At 59.6% G+C, this 21,871-nt stretch carries 7 protein-coding genes and 1 pseudogene; 2 read left to right on the top strand and 6 right to left on the bottom strand.

Annotated elements, in window-relative coordinates; genetic code table 11:
- Positions 1-432: 432 nt before the first annotated feature.
- Positions 433-12,549 (bottom strand): SdrD B-like domain-containing protein, encoded by a 12,117-nt coding sequence (locus IPK17_RS13390; RefSeq protein ID WP_343418194.1) that lies wholly within the window; start codon positions 12,547-12,549, stop codon positions 433-435.
- Between the two features lie 921 nt (positions 12,550-13,470).
- On the opposite strand from IPK17_RS13390, the pseudogene IPK17_RS13385 reads away from it, so the two are divergent.
- Positions 13,471-15,117 (top strand): annotated as a pseudogene (locus tag IPK17_RS13385) (IS1182 family transposase); the annotation flags it as partial.
- A gap of 82 nt (positions 15,118-15,199) precedes the next feature.
- Here the strand turns inward: IPK17_RS13385 and IPK17_RS13380 are convergent.
- From IPK17_RS13380 to IPK17_RS13360, 5 genes are all read right to left on the bottom strand, one after another.
- Complete coding sequence (locus IPK17_RS13380) at positions 15,200-18,130, bottom strand: hypothetical protein (protein WP_343418193.1); 2,931 nt, start codon at positions 18,128-18,130, stop codon at positions 15,200-15,202.
- A 93-nt stretch (positions 18,131-18,223) separates the two neighbouring features.
- Positions 18,224-19,237 (bottom strand): hypothetical protein, encoded by a 1,014-nt coding sequence (locus tag IPK17_RS13375; RefSeq protein ID WP_343418192.1) that lies wholly within the window; start codon positions 19,235-19,237, stop codon positions 18,224-18,226.
- Entirely contained in the window at positions 19,238-19,540 is a 303-nt protein-coding gene (locus IPK17_RS13370; RefSeq protein ID WP_343418191.1) for a hypothetical protein, read from the bottom strand.
- A complete protein-coding gene (locus IPK17_RS13365) occupies positions 19,537-19,833 on the bottom strand; it encodes an HU family DNA-binding protein (RefSeq protein WP_343418190.1) in 297 nt (98 codons plus the stop codon). The genes IPK17_RS13370 and IPK17_RS13365 overlap by 4 nt, the downstream gene beginning before the upstream one ends.
- Positions 19,830-19,988, bottom strand: a complete 159-nt coding sequence (locus tag IPK17_RS13360; RefSeq protein ID WP_343418189.1) for a hypothetical protein — start codon at positions 19,986-19,988, stop codon at positions 19,830-19,832. Before IPK17_RS13360 ends, IPK17_RS13365 begins: the two co-directional genes overlap by 4 nt.
- 385 nt (positions 19,989-20,373) lie before the next feature.
- Between IPK17_RS13360 and IPK17_RS13355 the strand changes: the two genes are divergently transcribed.
- The gene (locus tag IPK17_RS13355) at positions 20,374-21,582 is read left to right on the top strand and encodes an IS110 family RNA-guided transposase (RefSeq protein ID WP_343418188.1); all 1,209 of its coding nucleotides are present in this window, start codon (positions 20,374-20,376) and stop codon (positions 21,580-21,582) included.
- Positions 21,583-21,871: the final 289 nt, after the last annotated feature.

Genomic DNA, 21,871 nt, shown 5'->3' with positions numbered 1-21,871 from the left:
CTGAATGCATATTTGTCGGGCGGCTTTTTAGGCAGGTAGTTCGGTGGTCACGTCCCGTAGGGATGGGGGCAGCGTACTGCCTGCCGATGTTTGATAGGAAGGGTCATGCGCTGTATGATCGCCGCGCCGGCGTTGTGCGAGGGGGAGAGTGCTTCTAATGCGAAGTTGCTCATTCTTATTGAGAACAGCATGTTACAAAAGGAGAAGTTACCTTTGTGACAAATGGTACTAGACCTATGGCGATAGGCAGGTTTACGATATTCATAAATAACCTTTGAAGAACGGTGCTTTAGTTACGATTGTTCGGTAACAACTCTGTAATCTCATGACAGCCGAATGGGATTACAGCGGAAATAAAATCGGCGTCTGTGCGAGAACGTACAGACGCCGATTTTAGGAGGAGGCACAGTCGCTGGTGCCCTTACATCAGGATTAGCCCCGGCAAGTTCTGACTGGTCGCCAGGGTTCGCCGCGCTCCAGCGACAGGTCGGGCGGCGTCATGGAGACATCCGGCTGGAGGAAGCTGGTGTGTCCCAGAGTGCTGTCGAGCAGCGACGGCAGCCTGCCCTCCTGACTGGCATTCTCTTCGGAGGGGGCGTCCATCGGGTAGATGTCCACCGCCGGATGGGCGGTAAGCTGCTGGGCTTCCTCGGCTACATCAACGGCAGGCGCAGTGATTGCCAGCGCACTGACCTGGAAGATGTCAGGGTTGCCCATGATGTCGGAGGTAAAGATGATTTCTGTCGTGCCGCACAGCCATGTCGGAGCATAGTCGGCGATGGTGTTGTCGGTGAGATGGCGTGTCTGTTCGCTCGATAGCTGATAGACGTAGATGTCGAGGTCGCCGTCCAGATCGGACTGGTAGGCGATCAGGCTGCCATCGGGCGACCACGCCATGTTGGTGGCATCGCCCGCTGCGTCGGAAATTGCCACGCGATTCTGGCCGCTGGCGTCCATGAGGTGAACGACGCTCCTGCCATCCGCGCCGATGGAGCGGAACACGATCTGCTGACCATCGGGCGAATACTGTGGGTCGAGGTCGTTGTCGCTTCCATCGCTGAGGGCCGTCACAAGCCCGGTGGCAATGTCCATGACGTAGATTTGCCACTGGCCGGTGCGATCACTCTGGAAGAGCAGTTTCGAGCCATCGGGCGACCAGTAAGCGTTCAGGTCGCTGGTGGTGTTGTCAGTCAGACGATACTCCGCACCCGTTTCCATGTCCACCACATACAGTTCCCAGTTGCCGTCGCGGGTGGATTCATAGGCGACGAGATTGCCGGGACCCCACACCGGGTCGGCGTCAATGGCGATGGTGTTGCGGGTGACGCGCTGCGTGCGGGTCGTGTCGCCGTCCATCGGCGTGACGTAGATTTCCCAGTTGCCGTCGCGGTTGCTGGCAAAGGCGATCCACTGGCCGTCCGGCGAACGCGACGGTTCAACATCATCCGCCGTATTCTGCGTCAGATTGGCGTCCGAGTCCGGTTGGCCGGGGACGCTGCCGAGGCGGAAGATTTCCCAGTCGCCGGTACGGTTGGTGTGATAGACCTGATTTGAGGTACAGCCCAACGTGCAGGCAGCCGGTTCCGGTGTGTTGGCTGTCGGGACGGGCGTGCTGGTTGGTGTGATGGCGGCGCTCACAGGCGGCGGTGGCAGGCGATGATAGCCAAAATCCACGTCCAGACGATCCTGTCCGGGGAGAAGCGTGACGGGTGTATCATCGTCTTCTCCCGTGTTGCTGTCAAAGGTGTTTGCCATGCCCGCAGGCGGCGTGACCGTGATAAGGTAATCACCTGCCAGCAGGTTGTCGAACAGGTAGAAGCCATTGGCATCAGTGGTCGTGGTGAATGTGACCGTGTTACCGAAAGCGTCTGTGCCTGTCAGCGTCACGGTGACGTTGGCGATGCCTTGTTCGCCTGCATCCTGCACACCGTCGGAGTCGCTGTCGAGCCAGACGAAATCGCCAATCGAGCCAGTACCCTGATAGCCGAAATCTACATCAGTGCGATCCTGGCTGGCGGCGAGTGTAGCAACAGCAACATCGGGTGTGGCAATCCCGTCCAGATCAAAGGTCGGTATAGTGCCAGCGGGTGGCGTTGTCACGGTAACGGTGTAGCCTGCTGCGTCGCTGGGCGGCAGGTCGTCGAACAGGTATGCCCCGTTCGCGCCCGTTGTCGTCGTCAAGGTGACGGCGTTGCCGAAGGCGTCCGTACCAGCGAGTGTAACGGTGAGACCGGGCAGACCGGGTTCGCCCGCATCCTGTAGGCCGTCGCCATCCTGATCGTGCCAGACACGATCACCGAGCGAACCGAGTCCCTGATAGCCAAAGTCGGCGTCGGTACGATCCTGCCCTGCGGTAAGAGGCACATTCGCCGTGTCGGGCGTTGCAACACCGTCGAGATCGAAGGTAGGAGTCATGCCCGCCGGGGGTGTCACGGTGACGATATAACTGCCCACCAGCAGGTTATCGAAGATGTAGATGCCGTTCGCGCCTGTCGTGGTGGTTGCATTGATGGGGTTGCCGAAGGCATCCGTGCCTGTGAGGGTGACAGTGACACCGGGGATGCCGGGTTCGCCCGCATCCTGCACGCCGTCGCCGTTATCGTCGCGCCAGACGCGATCCCCAATCGAGCCAGTGCCCTGATAGCCGAAGTCTACATCAGTGCGATTCTGACCGGGCGCGAGGGCAGCAGCCGTCGTGTGGGCCGTGCCGATACCATCAAGGTCGAAGGTCGGCGTTGTGCCCGCAGGTGGCGTTGTCACGGTGACGGTGTAGTCGCCTGCGCCACTGGGGGGCAGGTTGGCGAAGGTGTAAATGCCGTTCGCGCCCGTTGTAGTCGTCAGGTTGACGGCGTTTCCAAAGGGGTCTATGCCCGTAAGAGTGACGGTGAGGCCGGATAGGCCGGGTTCGCCCGCGTCCTGTGCGCCGTCACCATCCTGATCGTGCCAGATGCGATCACCGAGCGAGCCTGTTCCACGATAGCCGAAATCTACGGCGGTTACGTCATTGCCCGCCGTGACGGTGATAGGCGTCTGACTGTTCTCGGTAACATCACCGGGGAAAGCGTCGTTGGTCACGCTGAAGCCCGCAGGCGGCGTGACGGTGACGATGTAGTCGCCGGGCGGCACATTGTCGAAGCTGTAGTTCCCAGCGGCGTCGGTGGTCGTCGTAAAGCTGGCAGGCGTCCCGTTGGCATCCGTGCCCGTCAGTGTCACCGTGATACCTGACAAATCCGGTTCGACACCGTTTTGTGTGCCGCCACCATCGTCGTCGCGCCACACGCTGCCGGAGACGCTCTGCGTACCCTGGTAGCCGAAGTCTACAGTGGTGATGTAGTTGTTGGCGGCGTCCACTACGACAGCGGGTGTTGTGCCGTTTTCGGCGGCGTCGCCCGCGAAGGTGTCGGCGACAGGCGCGAGGCCGTTGAGCGGCGCGCCGCTGTTGGCGACGGTGTAGCCTGCCGCGCTGCTGAAGGGAAGGTTGGTGAACAGATAGTTACCGTTGGCGTCGGTAGTCGTGGTGAAGCTGACAGGCGCGCCGCTGGCGTCCGTGCCTGTCAGGGTGACGGTAACGCTGGGGATACCGGGTTCGCCCGCATCCTGCACGCCATCGGCGTCGTCATCGCGCCAGACGGTATCGCCAACCTGAGCCGAACCACGCAGGCCGAAGTCTACCGTGAGGATGTCGGCGTTAGGGGCAAGGACAATGTTTGGCGTTGTGCCGTTCTCAGTGACATCGCCCGCGAAAGTGTCGGCAGTGGGGGATATGCCCGCAGGCGGTGTGATGGTGACGGTGTAGCCTGTGCCGTTGCTCGGTGGCAGGTTGTCGAACAAGTAGCTGCCGTTGGCGTCGGTGGTCGTGGTGACGCTGACCGCGCCGCCGTTGGCGTCCGTGCCTGTCAGGGTGACGGTAACGCCGGGGATACCGGGTTCGCCTGCATCCTGCACGCCATCGCCGTCGTCGTTACGCCAGACGGTATCGCCGATTGAGCCAGTGCCCTGATAGCCGAAATCCACTGTCGTGATATTGTTGTTGGCGGCATCCACGATAATGGCAGGTGTCGTGCCATTTTCGGTGGCGTCGCCCGCGAAGGTGTCGGCCACAGGCGCGAGGCCGTTGAGCGGCGCGCCGCTGGTGGCGACGGTGTAGCCTACCGCGTCGCTGAAGGGAAGGTTAGTGAACAGATAGCTGCCATTCGCGTCGGTGGTTGTGGTGAAGCTGATGGGTGCGCCAGAACTATCGGTTCCAGTCAGGGTAACGGTGACGCCGGGGATACCGGGTTCACCCGCATCCTGCACGCCGTCGGCATCGTCGTCGCGCCAGACGGTATCGCCAACCTGAGCCGAACCGCGCAGCCCGAAATCCACCGTGAGGATGTCCGCGCCGGGGGCAAGGACGACATTGGGTGTCGTACCATTCTCGGTGGTGTCGCCGGGGAAGGTGTCGGCAGTGGGGGATACGCCCGCAGGTGGGGTGATGGCGACAGTGTAGCCCGTCCCGTTGCTGGGCGGCAGGTTGTCGAACAGGTAGTTGCCGTTGGCGTCGGTGGTCGTGGTGACGTTGACCGCGCCCCCATTGGCGTCCGTACCCGTGAGGGTGACGGTGACGCCGGGGATTCCGGGTTCGCCCGCGTCCTGTACGCCGTCGCCGTCGTCATCGCGCCAGACGGTATCGCCAATCGAGCCAGTACCCTGATAGCCGAAGTCTACAGTGGTGATGTTGTTGTTGGCAGCATCCACGATGATAGCAGGCGTTGTGCCATTCTCAGTGGTGTCGCCCGCGAAGGTGTCGGCGACAGGCGCGAGGCCATTGAGCGGCACGCCGCTGGTGGCGACGGTGTAGCCTGTCGCGTCGCTGAAGGGCAGGTTGGCGAAGAGATAGTTGCCGTTGGCGTCGGTGGTCGTCGTGAAACTGACAGGCGCACCTGTGCTATCCGTCCCTGTCAATGTAACGTTGACGCCGGGGATGCCGGGTTCGCCCGCATCCTGCACGCCATCAGCGTCGTCGTCGCGCCAGACGCTATCGCCGACCTGTGCTGCACCACGCAGGCCGAAATCTACGGTGGTAATGGCGGCGTTGGGAGCGAGGACGATGTTCGGCGTCGTACCGTTTTCAGTGGCGTCGCCCGCGAAAGTGTCGGCGGTGGGCGAGACTCCGGCAGGTGGCGTGATGGCAACGGTGTAGCCCGTCGCATTGCTGGGCGGCAGGTTGGCGAAGAGATAGTTGCCGTTGGCGTCGGTGGTCGTCGTGACGCTCACAGGATTGCCGAAAGTGTCTGTGCCTGTCAATGTGACGGTGACGCCGGGGATACCGGGTTCGCCCGCATCCTGTACTCCGTCAGCGTCGTCATCGCGCCAGACGGTATCGCCGATGGAGGCGTTGCCGCGCAGCCCGAAATCTACTGTATCAATATCGGTGCTGGCGGGCAGCACGATACCGGGTGTGATGCCATTTTCGGTGGTGTCACCCGCGAAGGTATCGGCAACAGGTGATGTGCCCGCAGGCGGCGTGACCGTGACGATGTATCCGCCTGCGCCACTGGGCAGAAGATTGTCGAAGGTGTAGTTTCCAGCCGCGTCCGTCGTTGTTGTCAGGTTGAGCGCATTGCCGAAAGCATCCGTGCCCGTCAGCGTAACGGTAACGCCGGGGATACCCGCTTCGATTCCATCCTGTATACCGTTGGCATTAGCATCGTGCCAGACGAAATCGCCGATACTGCTGTCACCGCGATAGCCAAAGTCCACTGTGGTGATGTTCGCGCCAGCGGCGGTCACGATGTTGGGTGTGGTGTCGTTTTCGGTGACATCGCCCGCGAACGTGTTTTCTGTTGCCACCATACCCGCTGTCGGGGTCACGGTGACGGTATATGTCCCCGCTTTCAGGTTGGGGAAGGTATAGATACCGTTTGCGCCTGTGGTGGTCGTCAGGCTGACGGGTGCGCCGGTATCGTCCGTTCCGGTGAGGGTGACGATCAGGCCGGGCAGACCGACCTCGCCTGTATCCTGCGCGCCGTCGGCATCAATATCGTGCCACACGCGATCTCCGATGGTGGCAAAAGCGAGGACGGTTACAGGCTCGTTATCGGTGTTGTTGCCGGGCACGGGGTCGGGTTCGGTGGCGGATACACTGGCGACGTTGTTGAGTATGTTGCCCGCCTGCCCCGCGTTGACGGTTGCCGTCATGATGATATTGGTCGAAGCGCCAACGGCGAGGTTGCCTACCGTACAGGAAAGCGGTGAGCCAGAGCAGATGGGTGGTGCGGCATTCACGAACGTCAGCCCGGCGGGCAGCGTGTCAGTGACGACGACGTTGCTGGCATCCGAGGGGCCGTTGTTCTGGATGGCGAGGGTAAACGTCACCGTATCGCCTTCGTAGACCGTTGAGTCATTGACGGTCTTGACGATTTGCAGATCGGCGGAACGGACGATGGTGAGCGTGTCGGGGTCGCTTGCTGTGCTGTTGCGGTCAAAGGCATTATCCGGGCTGGAAGTGGGCAGGTCGTCATAGGTGGTGATCCCTGTGTTGACGACGCTCTGTGGTGTGACCGAAGCCGCGACTGTGTAATTGACGGTGACAACAATCGAGCCGCCGATGTTGAGGCGGTCAAAGCTCATATCCACATCCGCCGGACTGCCGGTGGTGGAATTGTCTGCCAGCAGGGTTGTGCCGGGCGCGCCCGCCAGATTGACGGTGATGCTGGTCACGTTGAGAAGGGCGTTGATGGTATCCGTCATAGTGACTTCGTGGGCGTTGGCATTGCCGGTGTTAGTGACGGTAATGGTGAACGCGCCGCCCGCGCCGCCTGCCGTGACCGTCGGCGGGGTGAATGTCTTGAGGACGGTCAAGACTGGCTCGACCACATCCATTGTCACGGAAGAGGTTACTGTGCCGATGCCGAAGTTAAGCGTTGCCGTGTTGGTCTTAAGATTGCCGTTGTTGTTGGCCGCATTGTCGAGCAGGCGCGCTTCAATTTCAACTTCGATTTCGTCGGCAGCAGTGTTCACTCCGTCTGGCGCATTGGTCAGTGTGCCGAAGGTGAAGGTGACAGTGCTGCCCGCGACAGCGCCGGGGTCGCCGACGGCCAGCGCCAAGCCGCTGAGATTCGCGCCGATGCGCACTACCCGCGAACTGATAACGCTCATCGCGTTTGGCAGGGGGTCGGTAATGGTGATGGGGGAGACACCTTCGGGAATCTGCGCCACCATGCGGAAGACAATGCGCTCACCAATCGCCAGGTCGGGCGCGCCGGTGAATTGGCCGGTGCCGGTGTCAGCGAAGCTGGTGCTGAAAACCGACTTGGCAAAGTTGGGGGCGACTACTGTCACCGTTGCCGGGTCGGTAGCGGTGTAATCTCGCTCGCCGTCGGTGGCAACGTAGGGCGAGTCAAGGTCTTCTTCGTTAGCCGGGTGGCTGCCGTTCTCCGGCAGACTGTCGTAGACGGCGTTAGCGGTGTTGGTAATCACGAGGCCAGAGCCGACATTGGCGTTGATGGTCGCCTGAAAACTGATGGTGCTGGTCTGGTCAGGATTCTCGGTCAGGGATGCCCAGGTCGCGGTCAGTGTCGGCGCGGCGCTGTCGTTGAGTGTAGCGGCCACGCCCGCGACGTTGGCGAACGATCCGGCCACATAGGTCATGTTGGCCGGGACAATATCCGTCAGCACGACGTTGAAGGCGTCCTCGTTGCTGGCGGCGGTGTGGCTGATGACCATCGTGAAGGTGATGGTATCGCCCGCGTCGCCCGTGACGGGGTTGGCGGTCTTATTGATTGAAAGTGTCGGCTCGACGACAATCACATTCGCGGCAGAAACGGTTTGCGTTTGCGTGCCACCGGGCGGAGTGCCGCGTGTGTAGCTGAGTTGGGCGGCATTGTTACGCTGGCTGCCGCGCGCATTAGCGCCGATGTCCACCACGACGACTTCATAGGTGATGACGATCTGTTCCGGCGTGCCGTTACTGCTGTTGGTATTGGTAATGGTGCCAAAGTTGAAGGTCGTTTGCCGCCCGGCTGGAAGAATTACAGCGGCGTCGGCATTGCTCAAGATGGTGGTACTGCTGCCGATGCTCGACGTGACGCCCGCCGGGAAAGTGATGGTCGCAAAGCCGATGGGGGATTCGCGCAGGTCGCGGAATACCAGGCCATTGTCCAGCAGGTCGGTGAAGACCACGTTATTCGACACGCCTTCTGGCACCGTCAGCGTCACCTGGTAGGTCACGGTCTCGCCGATGACGACATTCGCGCCCGATGTGAATGTCTCGCTGGTTGCGGTGCGTGTCTTGGCAACCGTAACCGGGTTGACGGTCACAAGAGCGGGGTCGGTTGTGTTGTAGCTGCGCTCCCGGTCTTCCGGCCCCGGATGGAATGGCGAGAGGTCGGTGGCGTTATCCTGCGGCAGCGTGTCATAGTCCGGAATGCTGCCAGTATTGGTGATTTGCTGAAGTGGCTGTACCGTGCTGTTGAGCGTCGCCGTGATTTGCAGCGTGCTGCTCTGGCCGTCAGGGATTGTGTCCCAGAAAGCGGCGATGGGCGTCGCACACCCGGACAGTGTAATCGGCGCAACCCCGGCGGTGTTCGTCACGCTTACGCAGGTCATGTCGGTAGGCAGCGTGTCGGAAAACTGCACGTCAAAGGCGTCGGCATTGCTGGCAGCGGTGTGGCTGATGATTATTGTGAAGGTGATGGTATCGCCTGCGTCGCCCGTCACCGGGTTGGCCGATTTGTCTATTTGCAAGGTCGGCTCGATGACCGTCACGGTAGGCGGCGTGTCGTCGGTGATGGCGAAATTGCTACTGCCTGACGTATAGGTCATGTCCACGTCGTTGGTGAGCGTGGTGCCGCGCACATTGCCCGCCACGTCGGTGACTACGGCGTCGAAGACAATCGTAACAGTGAGTGTGCTGTTGGAGCTGGCGACAGTCGTGGTGAGGTCGCCCAGGTCAAAGGTGGCCTGACGGGCCGGTTGGCCGCCTACGGCTGCAATTGTGGGAGCCATGTTGCCGCAGGAGAAGGCACCGAGGCTGCTGGACAGCCCTGCCAGGGCAGTGATATTCACGCAACCGACGAAGGCCATCCCTGCGGGCAGGGTGTCCACGATAGCGACGTTATCGGTTGCGCCTTCGGGGATGTCGGCGACAATCGTGTAGCGCACGATCTCGCCGATGGTCGCCAGCGTGCGATCCGCCGTCTTGTTGATGGTCGGCTCGGCGATTGTCACCGTCGCCGTATCCGAGATCGGCGTGTACGTACCCATCGGCGGGCTGACCAGGCCGGGCTGCGTCACCGGGTCGAGCGGACGCCAGTCCACGTTGCCCGTGTTGAGAATCACCTGGCTGGGCGAGACGCCGTTCGCCAGCGCGCACGTCACCGTCACCAGCGCCCGCGCCGCGTTCGCGCTGGCCCCGGCGCGCAGTCCCGGCAGCGGGTTGGTGAGCGTAATCCCCGGCGACACGAACAGATTGCCCGTGAACGCGAGCGGCGTCCCACCGCCGTTCGTCACACTCACCAGCACGCAGCCAACGAGGTCGGGCGGCACGTCGTCGAAGATGCGCGCCGCATAGGCTGGAGCGCCGCCCACATTCTCGACAGTAATCACATACGTGACCAGATTACCCGCATCGGCGTCAGTCAGGTTGCCGTCAATCGGGTTGGTGATCGGGCTGATGGTGCCGCTGCCGGAGGTGGAGGCGACACCTTTGGTGATCTCCAGCACGGGCGCGCCCACATTGACGTAATCGATCGCGTCGGCGATGAGTGTGATACCGGGCGTGTTCTGCGAGATGATGCGCGCCTGGTTGGAGAGGTACAGATCGTCGGCAAAGGGACGGTCAATGACGGCGATCACCACGTCGAAGGTGACGCGCCGCGGGCCGCTGGGCTGGTTGGTGTCCTGTATGTTGATGCTGATGCTGTTGGTGGCCGCATTCACCGAGACGCTGTAGGGCGTGACATCGCTCAGCGGGATGTCGCTCTGGCTGGCGACGAAGTAGATGCCGCAGCGCTCGAACTGCGCCGGGGGATTGTCCACAATCGCCAGCGGGTAGGTCGAACACTCGCCGACTGTGTTGGTAATCGAATCCAGCGCCGTCGGGCCGCCGGCGGCGATGCCGTAGTCGCCGTCTGCCGCGTCGAACACGGGCAGCGGGAAGAAGTCCTGAATGACGATGTTGCGCGTGTCGCCCGATGGAATGGTGGCCGTCAGGCGGAAGCGCACGGTTTCGCCGTGCACGAAGCCGACGCCGTTGGCCGGGGTGCTGAACGTGGTTTTGTCCAGCGTGACCGCCGGTATGGCGACGATGGCGCTGGAGCCGTCCTGCTGCGAAGAGCCATCGGTGAGCGAGTAGTCCGCCAGCACGGTATTGGCGAGTCCGTCGGCGGCGCGCACGGGCTGGCCGGTAGCGCGGTAGGTCTGGCGCACCACGCCTTGATACGTCAGCGTGCCCGATGTCCCTGCTGGGAAGGTCGCGGGCGGGTTGACGACACAGGTTGGGCCGGCATCCAGCACGCAGAACGTAACCGTTAGCGTACCGTCGCCGTTAGTGACGACGCTGGGCGTAATTGGCCCGCTGTAGCCGGGGACAGTGATGTTGGCCGAACCGACCACGAAGTCAATGCCGTCGGGTACGGTATCGGTAATCACCATCTGGTCAATAGTGCCGTAGTCGGTGATCTGCAAGACGACAGAATAGTTCAATGTCGTTCCCGGCACAGCCGTACCGGGGTTGACCGATTTCTGGAAGACGTTGTGCTCGGCGCGGATGGTGGTGCTGTCGGTCAGCGGTGGGTCGCCAGCCGGACGCAGCGGGTGGTCGCCGTCGAATGAGGCGGTGTTGGTGACGGGAAGCTCGTTGGGCGAGTTGCCTGCTTCATCCAGAATATCGAGAATGTAGCCGCTGTAGGTGACGGTCACAGTACAGGGATTGGTGTTGCTCGTCTCGGTCATGTTGCCGAGATTGACCGTGAGCGTCGCGCCGTTGGCGGGTATTGGTTCGGTAATGGTCGGGCCAGTCACCGAGCATGTCCCGCCAATGATCGTCGAGCCTTCTTCGTAGTCGAAGCGCAGCGGCCCGCCTATACCCAGATTGGGCATCACATCGCGGAAGTTCACATTCGTCAATGTTTGCCCCGGCGCGAGGGTAGCCGTCAGGATGTAGTTGTATGTCCAGGTCGGGCCAGGCGGGCGCTCGCCTTCAGGGACGGTGTTGGCCTTTTCAAATGTCACCAGAATAGGCGTGATAGTTTTGGTCACGGTATTGCCGACAATCGAGCCGTTGTCACCCGTCGGGGTGTTACCGAACTCGAAAACCGGGGTCACGGTGATGGGCAGCGGCACGTATATTGGCGCGAGCGGGTCGGTGGTGACGCAGAGAGTCGTCACCAGCGGCGGATTGCCTTCTACCACCGAGCCAATGGGAAGCTTAATCAAATACAACTCACCACCGTCAAGGCCAGTTATCGCCGCGCCGGAAATCGGGTCAATGAGTGTCAGGCCGTTGGCTGTCGTGAACGTGCCCACGAGCGTCACCAGCCCTGCCGAGCCAAGGTTGCTGCCCAGGAAGGTGGCGCTGTCGAAGGTCACACCGGGCGGAATCGTCACGAGCAGATAGGGGCCGTAGCCGGGGTCATCCGTGCCTGGGTCATCGCCGTTGGTGAAGGTGGCGGTGAAACAGGTCTGATTGCCTGCGAATACATTCTCGGCAGACGGGTTGACCACGACTACCGGATCAGGGTCGCTGATGGGCGCGGCGGGGACAGCCAGCGTCGCGGAAGTCGTTGTGCCGTAGTTGCTGGTGGCCGTGTTGCGCAGCAGGCCGTCGGACGGGCTGCCCAGCACTGTTACGTCTATATAGAAGTTGACGCTTTGCCCCGGATTGAGCGTGCCGATATTGGCAGTGACATCCTGGCCGCTGAAGCTGATGGTTCCCTGATCGGTGCGTACCGCGTCAATGCGCTGGTCGTTGCGGATGGTGTCGCTGACGATGATGCCGGTTTCGGGCAGCGCGCTCGTGTTGCTGACGGTGACTGTCCAGGTGAGTTGTTCACCCGGGAGGCCGGTGTCGCCGGGAAACAGGGTGCCGAGTTTGCTCAAGGCTGGGTCGCCTATCTGAATGCCCGGCAGCGCCGGGTATATTGGCGTTTCTACGGCTGCTTCTTCCTCAGTCGATTCGGGTGAAGGTGTGACCGGCGTTTCGCTTGGTGTGGGAGTTTCAGTGGGTGATAAAGGTGTATGGGATGGCTCCAGAGTCGCGCTGGGCGTAAGCGTAATCGTAGGCGTGCTGGTCGGCGTGTCCGTCGGGGTATTGGTGGGTGTGGATGTTGGCGTCAAAGACGGCGTGCTGGTTGGCTGCTGCGTCGGAATCTCAGGGCAGGCGCCGAGGCTGTCGTCTTCGTGACCAGCCTGCGGGCTGCCATCTTCATTGAAGTGTCCACCCTGACCGTATACAGCGTTGTAGGGAAGCGTTAAGGTGTTGTAACTGGCCGGGTCGTCGGCGCGCCCTGCGACATGACAGATGGTGATCAGTCGCTCGGTGGGTACATCGGTAGGAGGAGGCGGCATGTCCGTCGGCGGCGGAGGTACGTCAGTAGGGGGCGGAGGCATATCGGTAGGAGGAGGCGGCACGTCCGTCGGCGGCGGAGGTACGTCAGTAGGGGGCGGAGGCATATCGGTAGGAGGAGGCGGCACGTCCGTCGGTGGGGGTGGTACATCAGTAGGGGGCGGAGGCACGTCAGTCGGGGGCGGCTGAACTGTGTGTTCTGTCGCACCACCGTCGTCGGTAGGCGGCGGGGCATCCTGGGCAATAACGCTGGCTTGTGGCGGCCCATCAAGCGAGAAAATGAGGAGGGCAATAACAACGATAAATAGGCGCACATTCAGTTTGTGCGCCCGATGTAGAGCTTTTCGGGACGAGGCCATACTTGATTGTGCTTTCCACTATCATAGATAGGTTCAGTTTCTAAACTCGATGTTACAACTATTTATCCCAAAATATTGCTTAAGATGGTTCTTTTGGGGAATTATTCATAACCAAGGCGGCTTTATGCACCCCACTTTGCGTTCATCTATGTTCACTTTCAGGATAGTATTTCTTCGTTCAGTGTTCATTCCCTTTGATCTGATCCAGTAGGACGCAATACTTGGAATCTGTTAAACCATGGGAAATGATCTAATTCTGATCACCCCTAGAGGCGAAAATTGAACACCTTCTATGAACCAGCGTCACAGGTGTCACAGAGGCAAATTCAGCCTGTTGATGCATGTTGGATATCCCACGTGGAATTCTGTATTTTGTAGCCCAAAAGTGATTTTGTGACAGGTTCGCTGGTTCACCTGTGACAGTGATTTTGGAGTTCCGACACAAGAGAGAGTGCCTCTCTCAAGTGAACCAGATGCTGTTGGCGAATCGACGTAGGATGGATTGTGAGGGAAAATGGGGCTGAGAAGTCCCATTTTGCTGTCACAACCTACAGGAGATAAGCCATGACGCTGCATCCCCGCTACATTCCCGATGTGCCTGAAGAAACCGTCAAAGTGGCAAAAGCCGCCTTTCGCAAAGGCAATCGCTATATGCAGATGCGAGATGAGTTGGGGACACTATTCAGCGATGAGCAATTCAAGGATTTGTTTCCAAAGGTGGGACAAGTAGCTGAAGCGCCCTGGCGGTTGGCACTGGTGACGGTGATGCAGTTCGCCGAAAACCTGACGGATCGACAGGCAGCCGATGCGGTGCGGGGACGGATTGACTGGAAGTATGCGCTGAGTCTGGAACTGACGGATGAAGGCTTTGACTTTTCCGTGTTGAGTGAGTTTCGGTCACGGTTAGTTGCCCGGGGTGCCGAAGTGCGGCTCTTTGAGATTATGCTGGCAGGCTTTCAGTCGCGAGGACTACTCAAAACACGCGGCAAGCAGCGCACGGACGCAACCCATATCCTGGCGAATGTGCGTGAACTGAACCGCATCGAATTTGTCGGTGAGACCCTGCGGATCGCGCTGAATGAACTGGCGGTCACGGCCCCGGATTGGCTCAAAGCGCTCGCGCCACCGGACTGGTTTGAGCGCTACAGTCGTCCGTTTAATGAGTATCGCCTGCCCCAGAAACCAGCCGAACGCGAGGCACTGGGTGAGCAGATTGGGCGCGATGGCCTCTATTTACTGACCCAGGTCTACGCTCCCGACACACCCTCAGAACTGCGCCAATTGCAACGGGTCGAATTACTGCGGCGGATATGGGTGCTTCAGTTTTACCAGGACGAGGATGACCAGACGCGCTGGCGTAGCAGTGGAAATGTGCCACCGGGCGAGCGTATCCTGACTTCGCCCTACGACCCCGATGCCCGCCGCAGTCAGAAACGCAACACCTACTGGGTTGGCTACAAGGTGCATCTGACGGAAACGTGTGACGACGATGCGCCCCACCTCATCACCCATGTACAAACTGCCCTGGCAACGGAGGCGGATAGTGAAGCCGTCCAACCCATCCATGCCGACTTGCACGCCCGGCAACGGCTGCCCGGTCAACATCTGGTGGACAGCGGCTACGGCTCAGGGGCAGCCTTCGTCCAATCCCAACACGAGTATGGCGTTGATCTGTTCGGTCCGGCGCGTCCCGATGTCAGTTGGCAGGCCAACACCGAGGGGGCTTTCGATCTCACCTGCTTTAAGATGGATTTCGAGAAGCGTATCGTCACCTGCCCTCAGGGACAGCACAGCAGCGAATGGTATGAACGAGTGGGCAGTCGTGGCAAACCCGCTATTCAGGCGAAGTTTTCCACCAAAGCCTGTCGGGTCTGTCCCGTGCGGGAGCGCTGCACAACCTCTAAAGACGGACGACAGATTGGTTTCATCCCTGAACCGGAGTTCAGTGCTTTACAAGCAGCCCGTCAGCGCGAGCAAACCGAGGATTTCAGGCAAGTTTACAAAAAGCGCGCTGGCGTTGAAGGCACGATTTCGCAGGCGGTTGGGGTGCTGGGGATGCGCCGTACTCGCTACCGGGGTCTCGATAGGGTGCATCTCCAGCATTTAATGACCGCAGCGGCCATGAACCTGATGCGCGTACTGGATTGGCTCAATGGCAAAGAGCGGGCGACCACCCGCCTCTCTGCCTTCGCCCGCCTTGCTGCCGCTTTATTTGATTCGCCAACAGCATCTGAACCACTGTCACACCTGAAACAGGCACTTTTATGCTCCTTTACTGCGATGATTCGCGCTGTTATGCTGTCACTGAACCACCGTCACAGTCGTCATACCCCAAAACATCGGCTTTTAACTGCCAGAGGCGTGTGGGTATCCCCCGGATGCGTCGCTGCACCGTCAGGTTGTTTGTACCGGGAATCAACCAGCCATCTTCCTTCAATTGTGCGCCAATCGCCGGGGTGTTGAATTTAAGTGCCTGCACCCTCAGAACAGCGCGGTGAGCGACATCGGGGAGGAGATACACGTAGCGTTCATCGAGATAACCAACAATGGTTGTTCCGGGTCGTGGTTCTTCCGGTTCGCGCATATCGCGTGCCAACATGAGTTCGCCACTGGCAAGTAGCTGCCCCAGCGTGTCAATGAATACCTGCCCGGCACGTTCCTGCTGCACAGCTTTCACTGTTTCCACGATGCTGTCCTGCCACGAGGGTAACGCATCGTCGCAGTCTAATACCGCCATGAACTGCCTGAGCATCTGGTAGGTCGTCACCAGTACCGCCCAGTTCTGCACCATACGTCCGGTGTTCGCCTGCCGTCCCAGCTTGCTCGTGAGGCTGTCGCGATAGCCCTTTACATTAGACTCAAAGCGACTTGCCAGTTCTTTGGCCAGTGTTCCTTCATCCGCCTCTGCCGCAATCCACTGGATAAAGCGGGCAGTGAAACCGGGGAGATAATGGCGTATCACTTCCAGCTTCGCCAGCGCTGCGCCACCCGGATCACGCTTCTCCCAAGGCGGAATCTCCAGCACTAACATGCGTGACAGGATCGAGGCTTCCCCTTCAATCGTCGTCTCGCCGGTAGACAACAGCAATCCGCGACAGGGACGCTCGTGCCGCAGCTTAGCCTCACGGGTCAGCCTGCCACGTCCCATGCCGCGTGAATAGCTCTGTAAAAAGCGGGTGAAGGTGCGTTCGTCGGCATAGATGGTCTTATAATCATCCACCCAGTACAGGGTATCCGCCAGCGCGTAACCCAGCGCCTCGACGGTATTGATAGTATCGCCCCACTGACCCGGTGGGGTGTCACGGGTGAACTGCCCGTAGAAACTGGTCAACAGTGATGCGATTTCCGATTTGCCACTGCCGGATGTTCCGACCAGATGCACCGCCGGGCGGGTCGCGGCGGCGGGAAAGAACCGCTGCACGACAGGGAGCATGGCAAAGGCAATCAAGGACGGTGCGAGGTGTCTGGGAAGCGTAGCAATTGCTGCTCTAAATGCTTCCAAACTGTCCTGCCAGTTCCCACTGCACAAGCGATAGTCCCTCAACCGTGTTTCAAGCTCAACCTCTGGCGGCTCACCCAACTGTCCATCGACACTGACACTCATCTCCGGTGAAACATAAACCCACTTACCGTTGATCTCTGTCCAGCCCATGAAACGGTACGTTTTCCGACGCGGGTATGCACCTGATAGCGCCAGAATCGCAGGCGCAAGATGGCGAATCATCCCGGCGCGGACGGTGAAGTTTTCACCCGCATGTCCGGCAATAAAACGCTGCAAGGCATTCGGGTCGCCAAAGAGTTCGCTTGGCACATGCAGCGTCAGCATTTCCTCCCCGCAGGTCAATTCCAGCATGGTCAGGTGTTCGACCTGTCCATCATCGTCCATGCGGGAGGTGCGCTCCAGCACCCGCCCGACCCATCCCGCGACGATCTGGCGACTGGTGCCACGCTCAGTCTGCTTCTCAAACACCATACATCCATCAGCGATGAGATACTGTTCTGTTGCGATTGCGGCGGCAAAGGCGGCGCGGTCTAGTTCGCGCTTCGCTTCCCGATACAGCCTGTCAAGATCAGCGATTTTCAGCCCATCACCACACAGTATCTTGAGGCGCTGGCGCTCGGCAGCCCACTCGACAGCATTGAGGTGAGCGCAGGCGGTCACAGCCGAGCTAATCTGCTCCATCGTCGGACGTTCACGCTCTGCTTCTGGCTGCCCAAAGCGGCTAACGAGCTGCTCCACCTGCTGGCGGGCGGTTTGTCGTGGCTCTGGAATGGGATCCCGGGCCGGGTGGCTGAAGGCGCTTTTGATTGTCGCCAGTGCCTCGCGTTCACTGCTGCCGCTGGCAAGATGGCGAGGGATGAGTTCGCGTTCCGCGTCGGATTGGCTGTAACCCGCATCGCGCATTTGACAGGATGCCGCGAACAGCTCAGTGTTGCGGCTGCCGTCCGCAGCGCCAGATGCCAGATAGTTTTCAGTGCGTGGTGGCAGAGGATGATGTCCATTCCCATTCAGGGTGATCACATTCAGGCCGCCTATTTTCTCAGTACGCGGCTGACTCTCCAACCAGGTGAAGTTAGCCAGTGAATAACGCCGTTCCGGGTAGCTCGCGACCACAGTAACTACGACATTGCCGCGCTCAGGTTTGGTATTCACCGAATCAGGCAGGCGCATGATGCCTGCCACGGTTTTTACGTATTCTGGATCGCCACTTAATGCCGCGAACAATCCACGCAGCATACCCGCGATTTTCTGCCTATCTGTCTCGCCCTGAAGTTGGAATGGCTCATCCAGCAGCCAGTAGCCATGCCAGCCGCCCCCGCTGTCGAGGATGAAGGATGGCGATGGGTCGAAACCTCTGAGCGTCATTAGGCTCTGGTCACGCTGGTGGGTATCCCCATCACAGTCAATATCGACCCACAACGCCGGAACGAGTGTGGAGGCTTCTGCTTTACCCTGCTTCATCCGGCGCAGACAGGGAGCAAAGTACACCCCATACCCCTCGCGGTTGAGTGCCTCCGCTTGTTTGAGCGCGGCTGCCAGTTCGCTCTTGTTCCCTATTCGTCCCCATAGCGAACGTGCCTCCCCGGTGGTCGGATGGATGCAGCGCAGTTCGAAATAAAGATTGTCCGGGCTTCCTTGATAGAGTGCGTTCAGGAAATCGCGTCTCCCGGCACCCGGCGCGTCGAATGTGCCCGTCTTGTTCACAGTTCCATTCTGTGTCATACTCGTTGCATTCCTATCTGGTAGGTACACAGGGGTTTGGAGCGCACACGTTTGGCGACGGTAGGCGCTGCTCTCGCCTGTGTACTTTCTCGGCTAAAGTTCAAAATCGGGTGATACATCCCTTGCTACCCGTTCATATCCACCCATTTCCTCGATCAATGCCTCCCGCTGGTCAGCACTCATCCCGTTAATCAATCCCGCGAGTTCCTTCAATTTGTCCATCTCGCTATTCATCGCCTGTGCCAGTACCTGCGCGAAAAAGGCTGCCTGCTCATGTGGTAGTCCCGCCACCAGTGGACGAAATTCCAGACGGAGGTTATCCGGGTCGTCTTCAGTCGGTGCTGCATACCAGCGATAAAAGCCAACGGCGGTTTGCTGCTCATCCGTCCGCCGTGTGCCACACCAGACATCCCAGCTTGCGCCTTTGTCATCAAGCATCCCCCCATGCGGTTCGTCCTCGATGATCTGGCGCTCCTGCTCACGAACGGCGGCTAACTCGTCATAACGCTGTTCCCAGTCGGGACCGACGTAACGTTCCATCTGCTCGATCATCGTGCGCTCGGTGACATCATGCAGCAGGTCAATGTGATTCACCTTGCGGTTGCGGCTAAAAAACAGCGGCACGCGCTGCCCATGTTCCTCGTCATACATCGTCCCCGGCAAGACAATATGGGTGTGTGGGTCATGCAGTCCGGGTGCTTGTGGATCGTCGGTCAAACGATGGTGCATGACATAGCTCATCTCGACCCCTGTATCGATCCCTCGTGCTTCAAAGAAATCGTCAACCACGCTTGCCGTCAATTCGCGGACAAACTGTTCCCGCTCCTCCGGCGCGACCATCGTTATCAGGTCGGGGTTAGGGTTCATGACTAGCGAGAATGTCAGTACATGCTCACTCTTGAGGTCGTCGCAGCGCTGCGCGATTTCGGCTACCGAACTACCCATACCATGATCGACCCAGCGTTCCCGTCCGGCGACATGCCGCGCCGCCTCATCCCGGCTCTCCCGATAAGTCAGATACCGCAGCAGATTCTTCGACTGCTTTGCGCCGTCAGCGGACGGTTTCTTGTACTGCACATTGGCAATGCACATCTGCTTTCTGTCCATCTAGCCCTCACGTTTGCGCGTCACGCGCTCGATGAAGCCTTGTAGCAGCGTGGTCAGTGCTTCAACTTTGGTGTCCAGTGCGTCTACCTTCGATTCGATACCTTTGGCAATCGCCCGACGCGACCCCGGCAAATCCTCTTGCGCTGCCAAGTACAAGTTGACCGCATCGCGCAGCAGGTCGTTCTTGCTGACAAAGTTTCCGACACGGCTGCGGACATTCCGCAGTTCCTCCAGCCGCCGCATCTGGTCGGGAGTCAGATTGACGGTCATGCGTTCACTGTACGGGTTGGGTTTCTTCTTCATTTGAGTTGTCCTTCCTCTATATAGGCGGTGATGATTGCCTGGCGAAACTTTGCCGTTGGACGAAAGCGCAGATACACCCGTTTGAGGATGCGCCGTCCTACCGCGCCACCGCTGCGGACGGTCTGCACCTCGACGGTCAGTTTGCCCAGATCTGCGACGGTGACTGTCTGATCGGGCTGTGCCAACGTCTCCAGCCACAACTCCGTCATGATTTCCAGCACCTCGGCCACGTCGCGCCGTTTCAGGCGCGGCAGGCGTCTGCTGATTTCGGTGACTGTCTGACGATGGTTCATGACCTCTGTTCCTCGTTTTTCTGCTGAACGGACATGATGCAGATGGGGAACGCATCCCGGTCACGGGTGCGTTCGGTGGGCGCGGCGAACCGCGTCCACGAGTGCGGCGGCATCTCTGCACCGCCGCACTCATGCAGGGGCGACAGCCGCTGCATCAGCCCCCACGGCGCATGAGTGGCGAGCGGATTTAGCTCGCTTGCTAATCTTGGGGTATAGAGGCGATTGTTGACTCATACCTACCTGTGTTCGAGCGACTGTCTGACAGCGCACAACCACAGCCCCAAGATTAGTGTATGGTCGCACATCTCCTCTGCCGGTCACTATGGCGGCAGGCTTCCCTGTACTACACTCGGAGAGCACGCTGCCAGCGTCGGAGAGAACCCTTAGCTTGCCGTCCCATGAGGACCCTAGAAGACCGTTCTCCGACGTTGTGATATGGCGGCTGTCGTAAAAACGTCGCGCCACGAGCGCCTTAGCAAGCGAACGGCCAGCCCATGTCCTGCGTGATCTTAACCACCATTCAAGCGAGGAGGATTTCTCATGCATTACCTGGGCATCGACTGGGCGACCGATAAACATGATCTGTGCCTCATGGCAGACGATGGGCGTGTTCTCAGCCAATTCGAGATCACACACGATATGGCGGGTTTCAGCAAACTCTATGAACTGCTCAAAACCTTGCCGGACATCCGCATCAACATCGAACGTTCTGACGGACTGCTGGTGGACTGGCTGGTTCAGCAGGGGACTGATCTTTACATCACACCACCTCACGTCCTGGCACATCGCCGCCCGACCCGCGTCAAAGATGACAAGGGTGATGCCTTTCTGCTGGCGTATCTGCTGCGGTTGGGCGATCCCGACTGCCGTCCATACAGTCGTCAGAGCCAGATCGTCACTCATCTCAGACAGCTCGCCCGTGCTTATGACCGTGCGCTGGGAGAACAACGCCGCCTGAGCAACCAGTTGATCTACAATCTGCGCCAGTATTATCCGGTGGCGCTGACCCTGTTCTCCTTCGTACGTTCGCCGCTCACTCTGGCGTTCCTGGAACAGTTCCCAACCCCACAGGAGGCTGAAAAGATCACCTATGCCGATCTGGAAGCCTTTCTGGGCAGCCAGAATTACCGTCATATGCATCGGTTGGACCTGATCTACCAGCGCCTGCAAGTGCCCATGCCCCATGCTTCGGTGCAGGCAGGCTATGTTGAACACGTCAAAATGCTGGTTCCCATCCTGCGAACTTTGCATCACCAGAAGGCAGCCCTCATCCGCGAGATGAAAAAGGTTTTCCTGACCCATCCCGAAGCGGAGTGGTGGTTGTCTTTTCCCGGAACCAAAGGTCCGTTGACTCCCGCCCGACTGCTGGCTTGGATCGGTGACGACCGGAATCGCTTTCCCACTGCCGCTTCGTTGCAGGCGGTGGCGGGCACTGTGCCCATCACCCGGCGGAGCGGCAAGAGCAAATCGGTGGAGTTCCGCCACAACTGCTCGCATCCCCTGCGGAGTGCCGCTGACGATCTGGCACGACAAAGCCTGCGACATTCCGGCTGGGCGAAGGCTTACCTTCAGCAGCAGTTGGATAAAGGGCACTCCACACCCCGTGCGTACCGGGCCTTGGCGAACCGCTGGATGAAGATCCTCTGGACGCTGTGGCAGCGAGGCGAGATGTACGATGAAGTGATTCACGTTACCAACCGTTCGCGGCAGGGTTTGCCAACCGTCGTTCAGCTTGCAGAAGCCGTCTAACGATTGCGATGCGTCCCATAACTGATGCTCTATCTCTACACGCTGTGGTTTTGACCAGAGCGCTGTCTTTGTTTTCCTGGTGTGTGTTCCACACGACTTTCTCACCAATTCTTCGCTTTCTACTTGACAAATTAAAAACGTCTTGCGGCGGGGAGGATAGTTCCACTTGAAACTTCTACCATTCTCCCCCGCCGCGCGAAGTCGCAGCGCCTCGACGCTGCGACGTGCATGGCTGTGCCATGCGCCGTTTTTTGCTTTGATGTCCTACACGCTGGGATGAAATGCTCCA

Source organism: Candidatus Flexifilum breve (assembly GCF_016713355.1).
This window is presented reverse-complemented; position numbering and strand designations above follow the sequence as displayed.